The organism is Streptomyces polyrhachis (genome assembly GCF_042663125.1).
Taxonomy (GTDB): Bacteria; Actinomycetota; Actinomycetes; order Streptomycetales; family Streptomycetaceae; genus Streptomyces; species Streptomyces polyrhachii.
In genome coordinates, this window is sequence record NZ_JBHSZO010000094.1 from 1 (window position 1) to 674 (window position 674).

The window sequence follows — 674 nt, forward strand, 5'->3', positions numbered from 1 at the left end:
CCCGGAGGGTTGGGGGTGGTCGAGTCCGGTGAAGAGGACAGCGCGGATCAGCGGGGCCTGCGCCAAATCCAGACCGGCCTGCGCCTGCCCGGCGATCTCCAGCAGGCGATCCTCGCGCTCACCCGACGCAACCACGGAAAGGTCATGGACCTCCCACGGCACTTCCTCCGGCATCCCGGCCAGCTCAGCCCGCCACTCCCCCGCCTCCTGGAAGAACCGGGAACGCAGACCGTCGTGCTGCTCCAACAGCAACCCCACCACCTGCCGCCACTGCTCAGGCGTCAGAGCATCATCCACCTCCATCACCATCGACTGATTGACATGGTGCGGATGAGCGAAGTCCTGCGCGAAGAACCAACGCTGAATCGGCGTCAACTCAACCGGACCCGTCACCAAGCCCTGTTGCGCCTCGATACGCCGAACATCCTGGCGCTGGACGACCGGCGCCAACTCCGCAACGCTCTGATGCTGGAAGAGCTGCTTGACCGAGAGATACAAGCCCCGCTGCTTAGCCCGGAACACCACCTGCAAACTGAGGATCGAATCCCCACCCAACGCAAAGAAATTGTCGTAGACCCCAACGGGATCCTCCAGACCCAGCACCTCCTGCCAGATCCCCGCCAACAACCCCTCCACCTCACTACGCGGAGCAACATGCTCACGCTGACCGGCAT

At 63.8% G+C, this 674-nt stretch carries 1 protein-coding gene; it reads right to left on the minus strand.

The window, feature by feature from the left end:
- A partial coding sequence (locus ACFQLX_RS25715) for a condensation domain-containing protein (protein WP_386418931.1) occupies window positions 1-624 on the minus strand: 624 nt, incomplete at its 3' end.
- Between the last annotated feature and the right edge of the window lie 50 nt (window positions 625-674).